The 16,129-nt window shown below is 65.0% G+C and carries 17 protein-coding genes; 10 read left to right on the forward strand and 7 right to left on the reverse strand.

Going from position 1 to position 16,129, the window contains the following annotated elements; translation table 11 throughout:
- Positions 1 to 360 precede the first annotated feature (360 nt).
- The 3 genes from A3AS_RS0120640 (at position 361) to A3AS_RS0120650 (ending at position 2,516) form a co-directional block, all read left to right on the forward strand.
- Complete coding sequence (locus A3AS_RS0120640; RefSeq protein ID WP_018319467.1) at positions 361 to 678, forward strand: hypothetical protein; 318 nt, start codon at positions 361 to 363, stop codon at positions 676 to 678.
- 172 nt (positions 679 to 850) lie between these two features.
- On the forward strand, positions 851 to 1,507 hold the full coding sequence (gene msrA, locus A3AS_RS0120645; RefSeq protein ID WP_018319468.1) for a peptide-methionine (S)-S-oxide reductase MsrA: 657 nt from the start codon (positions 851 to 853) through the stop codon (positions 1,505 to 1,507).
- Between the two features lie 265 nt (positions 1,508 to 1,772).
- On the forward strand, positions 1,773 to 2,516 hold the full coding sequence (locus A3AS_RS0120650) for a polysaccharide biosynthesis/export family protein (protein ID WP_018319469.1): 744 nt from the start codon (positions 1,773 to 1,775) through the stop codon (positions 2,514 to 2,516).
- 1 nt (position 2,517) lies between these two features.
- Here A3AS_RS0120650 and A3AS_RS0120655 read toward each other — a convergent pair whose 3' ends face one another.
- The 4 genes from A3AS_RS0120655 to A3AS_RS0120670 all read right to left on the reverse strand — a co-directional run bounded on the left by A3AS_RS0120655 (position 2,518) and on the right by A3AS_RS0120670 (position 5,088).
- Positions 2,518 to 3,000, reverse strand: a complete 483-nt coding sequence (locus A3AS_RS0120655) for a hypothetical protein (RefSeq protein ID WP_018319470.1) — start codon at positions 2,998 to 3,000, stop codon at positions 2,518 to 2,520.
- A 123-nt stretch (positions 3,001 to 3,123) separates the two neighbouring features.
- On the reverse strand, positions 3,124 to 3,795 hold the full coding sequence (locus tag A3AS_RS0120660) for a dienelactone hydrolase family protein (protein WP_018319471.1): 672 nt from the start codon (positions 3,793 to 3,795) through the stop codon (positions 3,124 to 3,126).
- Positions 3,796 to 3,961: 166 nt separating this feature from the next.
- Complete coding sequence (locus A3AS_RS0120665) at positions 3,962 to 4,300, reverse strand: hypothetical protein (protein ID WP_018319472.1); 339 nt, start codon at positions 4,298 to 4,300, stop codon at positions 3,962 to 3,964.
- A 23-nt stretch (positions 4,301 to 4,323) separates the two neighbouring features.
- Positions 4,324 to 5,088 carry an alpha/beta fold hydrolase gene (locus tag A3AS_RS0120670; protein WP_018319473.1) on the reverse strand — a complete coding sequence of 255 codons (765 nt, stop codon included), beginning with the start codon at positions 5,086 to 5,088 and terminating at the stop codon, positions 4,324 to 4,326.
- Positions 5,089 to 5,453: 365 nt separating this feature from the next.
- Between A3AS_RS0120670 and A3AS_RS0120675 the strand changes: the two genes are divergently transcribed.
- The 3 genes from A3AS_RS0120675 (at position 5,454) to A3AS_RS0120685 (ending at position 9,792) form a co-directional block, all read left to right on the forward strand.
- Positions 5,454 to 5,945, forward strand: coding sequence for a (2Fe-2S)-binding protein (locus A3AS_RS0120675; RefSeq protein ID WP_018319474.1), 492 nt, complete (start codon positions 5,454 to 5,456; stop codon positions 5,943 to 5,945).
- Positions 5,942 to 8,236 carry a molybdopterin cofactor-binding domain-containing protein gene (locus tag A3AS_RS0120680; RefSeq protein WP_018319475.1) on the forward strand — a complete coding sequence of 765 codons (2,295 nt, stop codon included), beginning with the start codon at positions 5,942 to 5,944 and terminating at the stop codon, positions 8,234 to 8,236. The genes A3AS_RS0120675 and A3AS_RS0120680 overlap by 4 nt, the downstream gene beginning before the upstream one ends.
- A 461-nt stretch (positions 8,237 to 8,697) precedes the next feature.
- Positions 8,698 to 9,792 carry an HD-GYP domain-containing protein gene (locus A3AS_RS0120685; protein ID WP_018319476.1) on the forward strand — a complete coding sequence of 365 codons (1,095 nt, stop codon included), beginning with the start codon at positions 8,698 to 8,700 and terminating at the stop codon, positions 9,790 to 9,792.
- A 134-nt stretch (positions 9,793 to 9,926) separates the two neighbouring features.
- On the opposite strand, the gene A3AS_RS0120690 is transcribed toward A3AS_RS0120685, so the two are convergent.
- Together A3AS_RS0120690 and A3AS_RS0120695 are read right to left on the reverse strand one after the other, a co-directional pair.
- Positions 9,927 to 11,507 (reverse strand): AMP-binding protein, encoded by a 1,581-nt coding sequence (locus A3AS_RS0120690; RefSeq protein ID WP_026202185.1) that lies wholly within the window; start codon positions 11,505 to 11,507, stop codon positions 9,927 to 9,929.
- Between the two features lie 235 nt (positions 11,508 to 11,742).
- Entirely contained in the window at positions 11,743 to 12,153 is a 411-nt protein-coding gene (locus A3AS_RS0120695; protein ID WP_018319478.1) for a VOC family protein, read from the reverse strand.
- Positions 12,154 to 12,278: 125 nt separating this feature from the next.
- Here A3AS_RS0120695 and A3AS_RS0120700 point away from each other — a divergent pair, with 125 nt between their 5' ends.
- Both A3AS_RS0120700 and A3AS_RS0120705 read left to right on the forward strand, forming a co-directional pair.
- Positions 12,279 to 13,253, forward strand: coding sequence for a tripartite tricarboxylate transporter substrate binding protein (locus A3AS_RS0120700; protein ID WP_018319479.1), 975 nt, complete (start codon positions 12,279 to 12,281; stop codon positions 13,251 to 13,253).
- A gap of 149 nt (positions 13,254 to 13,402) precedes the next feature.
- Positions 13,403 to 13,681, forward strand: coding sequence for a DUF3551 domain-containing protein (locus A3AS_RS0120705; protein WP_018319480.1), 279 nt, complete (start codon positions 13,403 to 13,405; stop codon positions 13,679 to 13,681).
- 12 nt (positions 13,682 to 13,693) lie between these two features.
- On the opposite strand, the gene A3AS_RS0120710 is transcribed toward A3AS_RS0120705, so the two are convergent.
- Positions 13,694 to 14,941 carry a S1C family serine protease gene (locus A3AS_RS0120710; RefSeq protein WP_026202186.1) on the reverse strand — a complete coding sequence of 416 codons (1,248 nt, stop codon included), beginning with the start codon at positions 14,939 to 14,941 and terminating at the stop codon, positions 13,694 to 13,696.
- 194 nt (positions 14,942 to 15,135) lie between these two features.
- Between A3AS_RS0120710 and A3AS_RS0120715 the strand changes: the two genes are divergently transcribed.
- Both A3AS_RS0120715 and A3AS_RS0120720 read left to right on the forward strand, forming a co-directional pair.
- Complete coding sequence (locus A3AS_RS0120715; protein ID WP_018319482.1) at positions 15,136 to 15,753, forward strand: hypothetical protein; 618 nt, start codon at positions 15,136 to 15,138, stop codon at positions 15,751 to 15,753.
- Positions 15,740 to 16,114: a transcriptional regulator gene (locus A3AS_RS0120720; protein ID WP_026202187.1), complete on the forward strand. Its 375-nt coding sequence runs from the start codon at positions 15,740 to 15,742 to the stop codon at positions 16,112 to 16,114. Before A3AS_RS0120715 ends, A3AS_RS0120720 begins: the two co-directional genes overlap by 14 nt.
- Positions 16,115 to 16,129 lie beyond the last annotated feature (15 nt).

Raw genomic sequence — 16,129 nt, forward strand, 5'->3', positions numbered from 1 at the left:
GGGTACCGGTCGCGTCTTGGTCGGGTAGCGCCGGCTTGCTTGACCGCGGAATCGACGCTCGGATTTAGGGTGTTCGGTTGCTGGGCTGTCCCCGGAACATGAGGCCGCAAAGAGCTCTAAGCTCAAGGAGCCTGCAACTGCTCAAAGAACAGCGGCGGCAGGATTGCGCCCGCCGCCAGTTGGCGCCCTTATAGAGAGGGTCTTCGGCACCGTCAACGCTTTCCAGGCTGGAAAAGCGGCCTCCGGGGCCGTCCAGGGGCGTCGTAACGCCCTGAAGAGGTTGAATTTCTGCCGTCTCCCGGCTATTGGCTGGCGGCGTTTTGTCGGCTCCTCCGATCGGACGACCATATAAGGTGAGGCATGATCCGCGGTTTTTTCCGACTGATTGGGCTGTTGCTGCTCGCTGGCGGGTTCATCTTCATGGTCTATGACGGCGCCCGCTGGGTGGCCGACCAGACCCTCAGATTCACCCGGTTCGGCCAGTTCTGGAACGACATCAATCAGGCCAGCCAAGCGGCATTCCGCACCTGGGTCGAGGCCAAGGCGCCCTGGCTCTGGACCTCGGTGATCCGCCTGCTGCTGGATCAGCCGGTGTTCGCCGTCCTCGGCATTCTCGGCATCCTGCTGATGATCCTGTTCCGGCCGCGGAAACCGCTGATCGGCTATTCCCGGGATTGATCTTCCCCCCGGGATTGATCCTCAATTCCCGCCGGGATTGAGCGCTCGCCAGCCGCGCGACGTAACAAGGCTGCCCACGCCAGCGTAGATCCCTATATTCCCACCTGATCGCGAGCACGCCGCCTGAACATCTGGCTCGGGCGACGGACGGCTCGTCTGCGGAGATCCAATCATGCTGTTCATGCGCAAGACCACCGCGTTGCCGAGCGCAGCCGAGGCGCTGCCCGGCCGTGCGCAAGCCATTCCGACCGCGACCTTCCATTTCGTCAACGGCAGCAAGCTCAAGCCGCCTTATCCCGCCGGCCTCGAGCAGGCCGTGTTCGGGCTCGGCTGTTTCTGGGGCGCCGAGCGCAAGTTCTGGCAGCTCGGCGATGGCATCTACACCACCGCCGTCGGCTATGCCGGCGGCCACACGCCGAACCCGACCTATGAAGAGACCTGCTCGGGACGCACCGGTCACACCGAAGTGGTGCTGGTCGTGTTCGATCCGAACAGGATTTCCTACGAGACGCTGTTGAAGACGTTCTGGGAGAGCCACAACCCGACGCAGGGCATGCGTCAGGGCAACGATGTCGGCACGCAATATCGTAGCGCGATCTATACCACTTCCGATGCGCAGAAGAAGGCGGCCGATGAGTCGAAGGCGCTCTATCAGAAGGCGCTCGCCGCCAAGGGCCTCGGTGCCATCACCACCGAGATCGCGCCATCAGGCGAATTCTATTTCGCCGAGGACTATCATCAGCAATATCTGGCGAAGAATCCCGCCGGCTATTGCGGCTTAGGGGGCACCGGCGTGTCCTGCCCGATCGGCGTCGGTGTGAGCGCGTAAGCGGCACGGCGTATCTTGCTTACCCTCCCCTGGAGGGGAGGGTCGCTACGCATGCAGCGCAGCGGAATGCGTNGNGGGGTGGGGTGACAGTCTCGCCACATCCAGCAGCGCCCGAGTGGAGAGATCACCCCACCCCGCTCGCGCTTTGCGCGATCGACCCTCCCCCTCCAGGGGAGGGTGCGACGGTCACAGCCGCCCCGCTCAACGCTTTATTAACCATAACCGGTGCATCACTTAAGCCGTCTCGTTTCGAGGGATTGGTCCGGTGCCGGTTGCACGCGCGTTTCGATGGTCGATCTTGGCAGCGTCCCTGGCAGCGTCCGCCGCGCTGACCCTTGGCGGCTGCATGCAGACCGCCGGCCCCGTCGCGGTGATGCAGCCCCGCGCCGATCTCGATTCCATGGCCTATGGCCAGCCCTACAATGCGCCGCAACCGGTTGTCGTCGCCGACGGCGGCGGCGCCATCGGCGCGCTGCGCAATTCCTTTGCCTCTTCGCCCGCACCCATGCCGGTCGGTTACGCCGCGCCGATGGCGCCGGTGCGCTACGACGCCTCCTACCATCTCGACGCCGGCGACAAGCTCCGCGTCGTGGTCTACGGCCAGGAAGGTCTCACCAACAGCTACGCCATCGATGCGGGCGGCTCCATCACCATGCCGCTGATCGGCGCGGTGCCGGCCCGCGGCCGCACCACGGCGGGCCTTGCCGGCGAGATCGCCGCGCGCTTGCGCAATGGTTACATCCGCGAGCCCTCGGTCGCGGTCGAGATCGAGGCCTATCGCCCGTTCTTCATTCTCGGCGAAGTCACCGCGCCCGGCCAATATCCGTACGTGCCGAACATGACGGTCGAGAGCGCGGTCGCGATCGCCGGCGGCTTCTCGCCCCGCGCCAAACGCGACGTGGTCACCATCACGCACACCGAGAACGGCGGCTCCATGCGCGCCGTGGTGCCGCTCGGCACCCCCTTGAATCCCGGCGACACCGTGTTCGTCGGCGAGCGCTGGTTCTAGCTCACCGCCTGAAATCCAGCCGCCCCTCCGGAAAGCACCCGTCGATCCTGTTAGCGTCGACCACGCGCCCGACCCATGGCCGTGTGATCGCCGGCGTGGTCAGGTTGATATATTTTCCGACCAGCCGATCCGCGCCCTCGCGCGCGGCGTCGATCAGACCATGCCGGCGGCCATTGTCCCAGTCGAAGCGCAGATAGATCCGGCTGCCCGTGATGCGCACTTCCGCGCGCCCTTGTTTCCACTTCTCCGCGGCGTCGCCGGCGATGGTCGGATCGGCGCCGCCATTCCAGCGGCTCGCCCAGCTGCCTTCGAGCGGATCGGATGGCGCCGCGATCGCTGTCCAGGCCGCCGCATTGCCGTCCGCGGCGTCGCCAGCCAGCCTGGCCGTCGCGGCATAATCCATCACCTCGGAATCATCGGGTGAGGGGACATCCATGGTTCCGAACGGATTGCGGATGACGAGGTGCGTGATGGCTTGCTGCATGGCGATCTCCCGGCGTGAGCTGGCTCGATTGGCCAGCTCTATCGCCGGGCGGCAGGATGCGGCCACCCGATTTCCGCGAGGGGACGCCGCGTGGTTGTCTCTCCTTGTGGAGAGAGTTCGTCCCTATTTCAAATGCTTCGCGAAAAAGTCCATGCTGCGCGGCCAGGCGATGTCGGCGCTGGCCTTGTCGTAGCTCGCGCGCTCGTCGCAATGGAAGCCGTGCTGGGCGCCCGGATAGACGAACACCTCCACGTTCGGCCGCTTCGACTTGATGGTCTCGACGTCGGTCAAGGGGATGCCCGCATCCTTCTCGCCGAAATGCAGTTGCGTCGGCACCTTCGGCGTCTCGTCGGCGAAGCGCACGACCGCGCCGCCGTAATAGCCGATCGCAGCCTTCAGTCCCGACAGCCGCGTCGCCGCGACAAAGGCGATGCTGCCGCCCAAGCAAAAGCCGATGATGCCCACCGGGCCCACGCTCTTCACCGCATCGATCGCGGCCTGGGTGTCGCGCAGCATCGCGGCCCAATCGGGGCTGGCGACGAACTTGCGCGCTTCGGCGACCTCATCGGGCGAATAGCCCGACTGGAAGCCCGGCGCGGTCCGGTCGAAGATCGAGGGCGCGATCGCGACATAGCCTTCCCCGGCGAGGCGGTCGCAGACCGAGCGGATGTGGTGATTGACTCCAAAGATCTCCTGGATCACCACCACCGCGCCCTTCGGCGTGCCACCGGGATCGGCGCGATAGGCGCCAAACTGGAAATTGTCGGAGGCCGTCAGCTTGATGTCTTGTCCCACGCGGGTTGTCCTTCTTGGTTGTCACGGAATTCACTCTCTTCCCTCATCCTGAGGAGCGCGCTCTTCGCGCGCGTCTCGAAGGATGCAAGGCCGGGATGCAGCGGCGGGGGGCCTTTCATCCTTCGAGACGCTTGCTGCGCAAGCTCCTCAGGATGAGGGGCGGTACCTATTCCCACATCCAGTTCTCGCCGTAATCCTCCTTCCACCCTGCCAGCCGTCCATGACGGAATTGCAGGAACAGGCGGTGGCGATAGGGGATCAAGCCGCTGCCGCCGATGTTGCGAAGCGCAAGATAGATCTCGTTGCCGGGACGCCCGCGCACATATTGCAGCGGCTGCCCAAGAGCGCGCGCGGTCTGCTCGGCATCCGTGCCGAAGGCGAGCGGCGTATTGTTCGACAAGGTCGTGACGAAGGGCTGGCGCGGCGGCACTGTGCCGAACGGTTCGGCCTGCGCTGCCGACAACAGCGCCGCCATTGCGCCCGCCGCGAAGATCGCTCGCATCATGGTCGACGTCCTCATTGCCTAGCCTAGGCCGGCAAGTTCTTCAGGAAAGGCACGACCGCGTCAACAAAAGCCTTGGGCTGATCGATGTTGACGGCGTGGCCGGCCGCGGGGATCACGACCTTTTGTGCGCCCGGGATTTTTGCGGCCATGTAATCGGACGCGGCCAGGAACGGCGTGTCGTCGGCGCCGACCACGATCAGGCAGGGCACCTTGATGTCGGGCAGCAGCTCGATCACGCGCGCATCCCGCTGGGTCAGCATGCCGCGTGCGGCGAGCGCCAACCCCCTGGCGTTGCGATGGCTGGCGGTGGCGCGCTCGCGCGTCGCCGATTTCAGCATGTCGAGACCTTCGCGACCGAGCTTGTCGGCGGTGCCGAGCGCCCGCGCGTTCCAGGCCTCGCGCGCCTCGTCCTTCTTGAAGCCGGGCCCGGTATCGATGATCAGCAGCGCACGGGCGGCTTGCGGAAAGGTGCGATAGAACGCGAGCGACATGTAGCCGCCGAGCGAGAGGCCGCCGATGATGGCACGCTCAGCGCCGACCGCGTCGAGGATCGCCGCCATGTCGCCGACGGTCAGAGTTTCGCTGTAGGCGTTGGGATCATCGGGATAATCGGACTGGCCGTGGCCGCGCATGTCCCACAGGATCAGCGTGTGATCCTTCGCGAGCGCATCGACCTGTCCATGCCACATCGCCGACGTCGAGGAATAGCCGTGGGTGAGCAGCAATGGCGGACCGTTGCCGTGGACCTCGTAATAGATGTTGACACCGTCCCGATTGATCTTTGGCATTGCTTCCGCCTCTTTCTTTTTGTTCTAGCCGTGATCTCAGTGTTTCATCCTCCCCTGGAGGGGGAGGATGAGGTTCGCGGTTGGCTGCATTCTACGTCGCCAAGTTACCTGGAAGAAACTGCCTGAACGCGATGGCACGCATGTCTGACGCACGCGCTATTGTGTCCAGTCGCTGCGTCGGCGTCGTTGGCGCGGCGCACAACGAGCAAGTGTAGAAGCGGTTTTCTCGACTCGTTCCAAATTGCATTTGCCACGGCACCCGAACCCGATCATGCTCGCGGCCAAGGCTGACGCCAGCCCGGTGGGCGTCCGCCATTCAAGTTGCCGCCGTAAGCGGCTTCATGCACCGGCAGGGGAAGACGCCTATGCCAACTCTCACCATCAACGGGCGGAGTCTGTCCGTGGATGCGGCGAACGACACGCCGCTCCTCTGGGCAATCCGCGAGCAATTGCAGATGACCGGCACCAAGTTCGGCTGCGGTGCCGGGTTGTGCGGGGCCTGCACCGTGCACGTCAACGGCGAAGCCGTGCGCTCGTGCCAGACCATGCTCAGTGATGTCGCCGGCAAGAAGATCACCACCATCGAAGGCCTCTCCGCCAAGGGCGATCATCCCTTGCAGAAGGCGTGGGTTGCCGAGCAGGTGCCGCAATGCGGCTACTGCCAGTCCGGGCAGATCATGCAGGCGGCCTCGCTGCTGTCGAAGAACCCCAATCCGACCAAGGAAGAGGTCGTCGCGCATATGGACGGCAATCTCTGCCGCTGCATGACCTATTCGCGGATCCAGAAGGCGATCATGCGCGCCGCATCCGAGATGCGCACCGCATCCGCCACCTCCACCGAACGGAGGCCCACATGAATCGGCACGTCAAGAACGTCACCCCCGCGACGACCGATCTCAGCCGCCGCTCCTTCCTCGTCGGCACCGCCGCAAGCGGCCTCGTGCTCGGCTATGCCGGCGTGCCCGGCATCGATTCCGCCTCGGCCGCGGCTCCCGCGAATTTCGAGCCGAGCGTCTGGTACGCGATCGCGCCGGATGGTCTCGTCACCGTGACCTGCGGCAAGGCCGACATGGGCCAGCACATCGCCTCCACCATGGCCCAGATCGTCTGCGAGGAGTTGGGCGCGAAATGGAGCGACATGCGCGTGCAGCTCGCCTCCAACGATCCGAAGTTCAACGATCCCGTGCTCGGCGCGCAGATCACCGGCGGCAGCTGGTCGACCATGATGAACTTCGAGGCGATGAGCCGGGCGGGTGCGGCCGGCCGCATCGCGTTGACGGAGGCCGCCGCCGCCGCCATGGGACTGCCGCCCTACTTCAAGGACCAGCTCGTGGTCCGCGACTCCGTGATCTCGCATCCGAAGTCGAAGAAGCAGATGACCTTTGCCGAGATCGTCAAGAGCGGCAAGGCGACGAAAACCTTCACGCCGGACGAATTGAAGGCGATCAAGCTGAAGACGCCGGACCAATACACCATGATCGGCGTGTCGGTGCCGCAGCTCGACATCCCCGCCAAGACCAACGGCACGGCCAAGTACGGCATCGACGTGATGTTGCCGGGCATGGCCTACGGCAAGGTGGTGACCCCGCCGGTACGCTTCGGCGCCACCGTGAAGTCGGTCGACGACAGCGACGCCAAGAAGGTGCCCGGCTTCATGAAGGCCGTCATCCTCGACGACAAGACCGGAACCACCTCCGGCTGGGTCGTCGCGGTCGCCAGCACCTACGCCAACGCGCGCAAGGCGGCGGATGCGCTGAAGATCGCCTATGACGGCGGTCCGAACGCAAAACTGTCGAGCCAGTCGCTGCTGGACGAGGCCAAGCGGCTTCAGGGCCTGGAGGATTCCGGCCAGTTCTTCGTCAAGGACGGCGATCCGAACGCGACCTTCAGTTCGGCGGCCAAGGTGGTGGAAGCCGAGTACACCACCAGCATCAACATCCACGCGCCGCTGGAGCCGATGAACGCCACCGCGGAGTTCAAGGGCGACATCCTGCACATCTATTCCGGCAACCAGTTCGCGACGCGCTCCGGCGCGATCGCTGCGGGTGCGGCCGGGATCGATCCGAAGTTCGTCGTGATGCATCAGCATTGGCTCGGCGGCGGCTTTGGCCGCCGGCTCGATGCCGACATGATGATTCCCGCGGTGCAGGCGGCGAAGGCTGTCGGCAAGCCGGTCAAGGTGATCTACTCGCGCGAGAACGACATGACGATGGATTTCTCGCGTCCGCTCACCTACCAAAAGGTCAAGGCCGGCGTGGACGGCGACGGCAAGCTCGTCGCGCTCAGCCACGACGTGGTCTCGGCCTGGCCGACCGCGCGCTGGGGAATCCCCGATTTCCTGACGCCCTCGGTCGACAAGAAGGGTCCGCTCGACAGCTTCACGGTGAACGGGGCCGACTTCTTCTATACCGTGCCCAACCATTATGTGCGCGCGATCAAGAACGAGCTGGCGCACAATGCCACGCCGTCCGGCCAGCTCCGCTCGGTGGCGCCGGGCTGGACCTTCTGGGCGGTCGAAAGCATGATCGACGAGATCGCGGCTGCCACGGGCAAGGATCCCGCGCAGTTCCGCATCTCGCTGCTCGACGGCGCCGGCAAGAACGACGGCGGCGCGCAACGGCTGCGCAACACACTGCTCGCCGCGATGGGACTGTCGGGCTACGGCACCAGGCCATTGCCGAAAGGCGAGGGCATGGGGGTCGCCTGCGTCTCGTCGCAGGAGCGCGCGACCGCAAGCTGGACGGCGTGCGTCGCCCATGTCGCGGTGGCGCCGTCGGGCGCGGTCACCGTGAAGAAGCTCACGGTCGCAACCGACGTCGGCACGCAGGTGCATCCCGACAACATCCGCGCCCAGGTCGAGGGCGCGGCGCTGTGGGGCCTGTCGCTGGCGATGTACGAGAAGGCGACGCTGAAGGACGGTGGCATCGAGCAGACCAATTTCGATAGCTACACGCCCTTGCGCATGAGCCAGATGCCCGAGGTCGCGGTTACCGTGATCGCCAATGGCGAGAAGGCCACCGGCGTCGGCGAGCCCGCGGTCACCGTGGTCGCCCCCGCCATCGGCAACGCCATCTTCAACGCCTCAGGCGCCCGCGTGCGGGCACTGCCGATCACGGCGGAGGCCGTGAAGGCGAGCATGAAGGCGTAAGGCCGAGCGCGATTGCAGAATGAGATGATCCGCCGGAGCGCAACCTCCGGCGGATTTGTTTTGGTGGCTGTCTCCCCAATCTCGATGTCATGCCCGCGAAGGCCGGGCATCCCGTACGTCGCGGTTTCTCGGTTCCGGCCGCAGCGCCTCGGCGTACTGGGTCGCCCGGTCGCGGCTCCGCCGAGGCTCACACGAGTGCTCGGCGCGCCGAAGGCTTCAGCGAAGGCGGCAAGCCGGGCGATGATAGCGGGGGAGCGCACTCAAAATTCCCCTTATCTTTCAATGCCCCTTCTACTGTGCATGGGGTTGTTTTCGCGATTTTTGCCGTTCCCCTTCCGGAACCGAAATCCGTAAAATTGCACCCAATTCCAGAAGGTTCCATTGAGCACGCCTCTTAAGGGCCAGAGAACCTGATCCGGCTTAGGCTGACGCCAAATCCAATCCCGTGCTTTGGGGAAGTCATGAACGCCTCAGCCAAAACCGCCGCCAAACGCCGGCTTCTGCTCGCCTCCGATCGGAGCGACGAGAGCACCGAGCTCGCCAGCATCCTGAAGGCGGTCGGCGATGTCTCGACGGTGACGACGCAGGGCATTCCCGAGCAGCCCTCACGCGATCTGTCCGGCCTCGTGGTCGATATCAACCTGCGTTCGCCCGAGAGCGTGCAGCGGGTGCGCAACAAGCTGCGCGGCGATGCCTATCGTTCGATGCCGCGGCTGTTCGTGCTCGCCGATGCGCTGCATCACGGCACCATGCAGGCCTGGGCGCTGGGCGCCACCGACACCATCTCGCGGCCACTCCAGGCGGACGCCATCCTTCAGCGCATCCGCGCTGCCTTCCCGGACACCGCCGCCTATGACGCGACCGACCGCGGCAAGACGCTCAACCGCGGCGTCGAGGCGGCGCACGCGGTGCTGGCGAAGATGTTCGAGAAGCTGCCGCTCGGCGTGCCCCTGACCTTCGACGACGTGATCGCCGCCGAGAGCAAGATCCTGAAGGCGATCAAGCACTCCTCGCTGCGTGAATGGCTCACCACGGTGGGCTGTCACCATGTCGGCAGCTACCGGCACTGCCTGTTCGTCACCGGCTTCGCCGTCTCGTTCGCGCAGCACCTAGGTATGCGCGAGGACGACCAGCGCCGGCTGACCCGCGCTGCGCTGCTGCACGATGTCGGCAAGGCCTTCGTTCCCTCCGCGCTGCTCGACAAGCCCGGCAAGCTCTCCGACGAGGAGATGGCCGAGGTCCGCCAGCATCCGCGCCGCGGCTATGACGCGCTCGCAGCGCAAGGCGGCTTCCCGCCGGAGATGCTCGACGTCGTGCTGCATCACCACGAATTCCTCGACGGCTCAGGCTATCCGAACGGCCTGTCGTCGAACCAGATCAGCGACATCGTCCGTTTGACGACGATCGTCGACATCTACGCCGCGCTGGTCGAGAAACGCGCCTACCGCATGCCCTTCACGCATTCCCGTGCGTTCGGGATGATGGAAGGCATGGGCGGCAAGCTCGACCAGCAGCTGCTGCAGGCGTTCAGGCCTGTGGCGCTGGGGTCGTTCTAACGCGACGTTCTCCGCTGCCGTAGGGTGGGCAAAGGCGCAAAGCGCCGTGCCCACGAGCTCTCTCCGATCACACTTTGAATGGTGGGCACGCTTCGCTTTGCCCACCCTACGGCAGCGCGCCGTGTGGCCGTGCGCTACCCCACCATCTTCCGCAGCTCCGCCTTCGCCACCTTCTCCAGCGTCGAGCGCGGCATGTCGTCGACGAGCCTGATCTCGCGCGGCACCTTGAAGTCGGCAAGGCCCTTGCGGCAGGCTTCCATGACGCGCTCGTGCAGATCTGGCGCAGCACCGGCGACGCCGCCTTGCGGGATGATGAAGACGACCGGCACCTCGTCCAGCATGGGATGCGGCTTCGCCACCACGGCGGCCTCGCGCACGCCCGGCACCAGCGCAATCACCTGCTCGATCTCGGAGGCCGCGACGTTCTCGCCGCCGACCTTCAGCATGTCCTTGGCGCGGTCGCCGAACTTGATGGTGCCGTTCGCAAGTCGCTCGACGCGGTCGCCGGTGAGGAAGAAGCCGTGCGCGTCAAAGCTCTCGCGCGTCGCTTTCTCGTTGTGCAGATATTCGGCGAACAGCGACAGGCCGGGGATGCCCTTGATCGCGAGATTGCCGGTGTCGCCGACCTCGGTCGGCCGTCCCTCATCGTCGGTGATGCGGATTTCATATTCCGGCGCCGCGCGGCCGATCGACATCGGTATGTTGGGCTGGTCGACCTCGCCGACGATGCCGTGGGTGATGGTCTCGGTCATGCCCCACCAGCCGATCATCTTGATCCCGAAGGCGGCAAAGGCCGGCGGCTCGTTGATCGCGGTGCCCCACAGGCGGAATTTGTGATCTCTCGGGATCTCCTGCTCGAGCAGCGCCTTCATGCAGAACGGAATCGTCGAGGTCCAGGTCGCGCCGTGCTCGCGCGCGACACCCCAGAACCGGCTCGCGGAGAAGCGCGGCTGGATCACGCAGGTGGCGCCGACCCACAGCGTCGCCAGCATGGAGTAGGCGAGGGCATTGGTGTGGAACAGCGGCAGATAGGTCTGGTGCACGTCGCTGGCGTGCAGGTCCTCGTGCGCGGCGTTGATCTTGGCGCCCCACAGCGCGTTGGCATGGGTCCACAGCACGGCCTTGGGGCGCGAGGTCGTGCCCGAGGTGTACTGCACGCTGCACGGCGCCAGCGGATCGGCCACGCGCCTGGGGCGGTCGGCACTGTCGGCGAACAGGGATTCAAAACTGTCGCCGCGCGATACGCCGTGCGCGGGCGCTGCGCCGGCATCATGCGAGGTCACTGCCATCCAGCTTATGTTGCGGCAGTTCTGCGCGACGATCTCCGCATAGGCTGGCTGCGTGATCGCGGCGACCGCGCCGCAATGATCGGCAAAATACGCGATCTCGGCCGGCGCCGAGCGGGTGTTGGTGGTGACCGCAATGGCTCCTAACTCGACACAGGCAAACCAGGCCACCAGCGCCTCGATGCAATTGTCCAGATGAATGAGCACATATTCGCCCGGCTTGACGCCGCGCCGTGCCAGCCCTGCCGCGAGCGCGCCGACCCGCTCGTGAAATTCGCCATAGCTCCAGCGCTGCGCCGGCGCATCGAACGGCGCCCAGATCAGGAACGGATGGTCACGCCGGACCTCGGCGCGCATCCTCAAGAGCCAGGGCACGTCGAGCCCGTCGAATGGGCCGACGGTCCCGGCTGCGGTCTGTTGAAGTGGCATGGATCCTCCCCGTGCAGCCTGCATCTTGATGGCGGCTGTCTTCTGATGATTGCGTCTTCCTGCCATCGGACGGCGCCGGGCGCAAATCGGGGGGGCGTGTGAGGCTGCCCTCTCTCCTCGTCATTGCGAGGAGCCCTTGCGACGAAGCAATCCAGACTGCGTCTGCGGAGACAGTCTGGGTTGCTTCGCTTCGCTCGCAATGACGATGGGGCAGGCGGCGATGGCCCTACCGGCCTCAATCCCCGTATGAGGAGATCTCGATCAGGCTGCCGTCGGGATCCCGGCAATAGACCGAGCGCAGCGTGCCGCGCGCACCCTGCTTGGGAACCGGGCCTTCCTCGATCGCGATGCCGTGTGCCTGCAAATGCGCCACCACCTCGTCGGGCGCGGCGGAGGTGAGGAAGCAGAGGTCCTCGCTGCCGGCGGTCGCCTGGTCGGCGGTAAACCACTCCACCTTGTCGGCGTCGCGCGGCCGGACGTTGATCTTCTGGTTACCAAAGTGAAGCGAAGTCCGCGGCGCTTTCCCGCCGCCGGGATCGAACACCTTGACTTCCATGCCGAGAATTCTGCGGTACCACTCCGCGCTGGCCGCGACATCGGCGACGTTGATCACGAGATGATCGAGGGCCTCGACTTTAACAGGCATGTCTTATCCTTTCGTCGTGATGCGCCCCGTGCACTTTCCGCGCTCCGCAAGCTTTGTTACAACCCCACCGACGCCGGGTTCAAGCAATCTGGCTTCAAGAACAACACGTTGGGAGAACCCTTGAGATGATCACTCGCCGTACCGCGCTGGGCCTGCTCGCCGCCAGTCCGCTTGCAGCCACCCCGCTGTCGAAGGCCTTTGCCGCCGATTATCCGGCCCGCCCGGTGAAATGGGTGGTCGGCTATCCGCCGGGCGGGGCCACCGACATCCTGGCGCGGCTGATCGGCCAGCGCCTGTCGGAAAAGCTCGGCCAGCAATTCGTGATCGAGAACAAGCCGGGTGCCGGCAACAACATCGCCACCGAATCGGTCATCAATGCCGAGCCCGACGGCTACACGCTGCAGCTGGTCAATCCGGCCAACTACATCAACGCCTCGCTCTACACCAATCTGAAGTTCAACTTCGTGCGCGACATGGCGCCGGTCGCCTCGTTCCAACGCGTGCCGAACGTGATGACCGTCAACAAGGACGTGCCGGCCAAGAACGTCGCCGAGTTCATCGAATACGTGAAGGCCAATCCGGGCAAGGTCAACATGGCCTCGTCCGGCAACGGCACCTCGGTGCATCTGTCCGGCGAGATGTTCATGGCCATGACCGGCTGCAAGATGCAGCACGTGCCTTATCGCGGCGCCGCGCCCGCGATCACCGACATGCTCGCCGGCCAGGTGCAGGTGATCTTCGACAACATGCCTTCGATCATCCAGCACATCCGCTCCGGCTCGCTTCGCGCCATCGGGGTCACCACCACGGAACGCTCGGCGCAGCTGCCTGACGTGCAGCCGATCGCCGACACCGTCAAGGGCTATGAGGCCAGCGCACTGTTCGGCATGGGCGCGCCGAAGAACACGCCGAAGGAGATCATCGCCAAGCTCAACGCCGAGGTCAACGCGGTGATCAAGGAGCCCGACATGGCCAAGCGTCTGGTCGAGCTCGGCGGCGAGCCGCGGGTGCAGACTCCCGAGGCGTTTGGCGAGGAGATCAAGGCCGAGACCGAGAAGTGGAAGAAGGTCGTCGAGTTCGCCGGCCTGAAGGTCGAGTAGCGGCCTTGTGATCGTGAGGATAGGAGCCCTGCCGTTTGGCAGGGCTTTTTTCTTGCGTGCCTTGTTTCGTTGATCTGGAATAAAACCGCGTTGCGAAACCTGATAATAGATGGCGCCGTATCTCGGGCCAGCTAGAGAGGAGTTGGATCATGCGCAAGAAGCAATTGATGCTGCTGACGTTCAGCGCGGCGGTCCTCGCGGGTTTCGCCACCGTCACGCCCGCGGCTGCGCGCGACTATCCATGGTGCGCCCAGGGCGGTGACTATGATTATCCCGGCGAATGCGCCTACGCTACCTACGAACAATGCCAGGCCAGCGTGTCCGGCCGGCTCTTGTACTGCGATCGCAATCCGCGCTTCGCCTACGGCCAGGTGCTGCCGGCGCAACCGCGGCCGCCGCGGCGCGTGCGGCCCGTCGCTCCGTACTGAGGGCGGAGCGGTTTACCGCTTCGCGTCCGCCTGCTCCGTGCCGGTACACGAGATCAGCATCGTGTAGGCGCGGGCGTTGGCGGCGATGTCGGCTGTCTTCAGTTCGCCCTTGGGCTCTGCGGTCTGGTAGGGCACCACGGAGTTGTCGAGGAAGTCGCGCAACGCGCCGGTCTTGATGGCAAAGTTGATATTCTCCGTCAGTTGCCCGGTCTCCTTGATCATCCTGAGCGCGTTGAGCTTGGCAACGACGATGCCGGCGACCTGGCCGGACAAGTCGAACAAGGGGCCCCCACTGTTGCCCGCTTGAACAGCCGCGCTGATCTGCAAACGTCCGGTGTGATTGCGGAAGCCGCTGAGTGAGCTGACGATTCCCGTCGTCACGGTCAGGTCGGAGGAGAGATAGCCGTGCAGCGGGAAGCCGATGGCCACCACTGAATCGCCGGAGTGCATCGAGCGGTCCCGGATCTTCGTAAAATCCTTGAACACTGCTGTCGCCGGCGCCTGCAGCAGCGCGAGATCGTTTGTCGCGTCGCTGGAGACGACGCGCAGAACCATCGCGGCCTCGCTGGCAAGATTGCCCTTGATGTCTCCGGTGCAGCTATCGATCACGTGACTGTTGGTGACGACATGCCCGTTGGGACTGACTACAAAACCAGTGCCGGTGAAGGTTCCGGTTCGTCCCGGCTTGGCGGGAGGCGCACCTTGCTTGTCGCCGGCCACTGCGGGCTTCGCCGCAACCTTGGTGAAGTCCCCGGCCTTGTCGAGCCCGTCGGCTTTCACCTTGCTCACGCAATTGGCCAATGCCGCGATCACCGGCCCGGTCGATGTCAGGTCGAAATTCAGCACGGTGCGGCCGCTGGTTGCGACCATCAGGCTTGCCTTCTGAAACGTACGCACCACGTTGGCGGGCATGACCGCCGTGAGCATGTTCGGCTGATTGGCCGTGGCGAACAGTCTCGCCTGTTCCTGTCCGTCGAAGATGACGTCGATCGCGGCGTTCTCACCTTGCTTGAAGCGGTAGCTCGGGCTCGCAAAGGCCAGCGACCAGGTGCCGACAGCGTTGTAGCCGACAACCAGGATAACGCCGTTGAGGTAAGGCGTCGTCGCGGCGCAATGGGAGAAGGCACCGGTCTGGTCGTTGCTGAAGGCGCCGCCGATCCAGTTGCCGACATTGACGCTGCCGAACGGTCCCGCCGCATTCGCGGCTCCGGCGATACCTATTTGCAATAGAGATGCGAGAATAAATGACTTAAGCCACATACCAGCCCCCGGACGCTTCTGGACCGCATCTTATCTACGGGAGCCGGGCGTGCGCAACCGGCAGTTGTCTGTGCCGCCGAAATCCTCTCGCGGCGACTTTCAGGCTTGCGTTTGCTTTGCAATGCCATATACTTTGCATTACAAAGTAACGGGACGAGCAATCCCGGAAACACGGGCGGAGCGAGGTTCTGGCGTTGCGCGATCTCGACAAGGCACTGGCCGACATCGTGGCGATCCGCAGCCAGATTGCGGCCGGCACGGCATTCCGCGGCTATGGCCCCGCGACGATGGCCGCGACCGGCGCTGTCGCGCTGCTCACCGCGATCCTGCAATTCTGGCTGCTGGGCGATCCCAACAGCGAGCCGCTCGGCTTCTTCTTCGGTTGGTTCGTTGCCGCCGCGCTGTCCGGCCTGATCATCGGGATCGAGATGCGCGCGCGTTCGCGCCGCCATCATTCGGGTCTGGCCGACGCCATGATCCACCAGGCGGTCGAGCAGTTTCTGCCGGCGGGCGTTGCCGGTGTGCTGCTCGCGGTGGTGATGTGGAAGTTCGCGGGCGAGACGCTGTGGCTGCTCCCGGGCCTGTGGCAGATCCTGGTATCGCTCGGCATCTTCGCTTCTGTCCGCTCGCTGCCGCGCACCGTCGCGCTCGCCGGCGCCTGGTATTTCGTGTCCGGCTTCGCCGTGGTGGTGCTCGCGAGCCAGACGCACACGCTGTCGCCATGGACCATGGGCCTGCCCTACGAGATCGGGCAGTCGGTGATGGCGGGCATTCTCTATGTCGCATCTGGAGACCATGATGTTGAAGGCTGACAGCGCGCCTTTCTCCTATGAAGGGCTCGACCGCGTGATCCACGAGAAGGCGAGGCTCGGGCTTCTGACCTCGTTGATGGCGCATCCCAAGGGGTTGGCATTCGCCGACCTCAAGCAGCTGTGCGGCCTCACCGACGGCAATCTCAGCCGGCATCTCGGCGTGCTGCAGGAGGCCGGCCTCGTCGAGGTGACCAAGGGCTACGAGGGCAACCGCCCGCACACCACCTGCCGCCTCACCAAGGCCGGGCGCCGCCGTTTCCTCGACTATCTCGCCGTGCTCGAACGCCTGGTGCGCGACGCTGCGAAAGCCGCCGGCCGCGAGGCGCCGCCGCTCGGCCGCCTCGGTATCGTCTCGACCTGATCCTCCCCCTTTTTG

The sequence above is a fragment of the Bradyrhizobium sp. WSM2793 genome, assembly GCF_000379585.1.
Taxonomy (GTDB): domain Bacteria; phylum Pseudomonadota; class Alphaproteobacteria; order Rhizobiales; family Xanthobacteraceae; genus Bradyrhizobium.